At 50.7% G+C, this 272-nt stretch carries 1 pseudogene; it reads left to right on the plus strand.

Annotated elements, in window-relative coordinates:
• Positions 1-272 (plus strand): annotated as a pseudogene (locus KMS84_RS44565) (cell division protein FtsZ); the annotation flags it as partial.

The following is a 272-nucleotide window of genomic DNA, read 5'->3' on the forward strand; positions in this document are numbered from 1 at the left end:
GTCGTGACTAAGCCTTTCAATTTTGAAGGCAAAAAACGTATGGCTTTCGCGGAGCAGGGTATCGCTGAGCTGTCCAAACACGTTGACTCCTTGATCACCATTCCTAATGACAAGTTGTTGAAAGTGTTGGGTCGTGGCATTTCTCTGTTGGACGCCTTCGGTGCGGCCAATGACGTCCTCAAAGGCGCAGTGCAGGGGATTGCAGAACTGATCACCCGCCCTGGTCTGATGAACGTCGACTTTGCTGATGTGCGTACCGTAATGTCCGAAAT

It is taken from the genome of Streptomyces hilarionis (assembly GCF_024539675.1).
GTDB classification, from domain to species: domain Bacteria; phylum Actinomycetota; class Actinomycetes; order Streptomycetales; family Streptomycetaceae; genus Streptomyces; species Streptomyces hilarionis.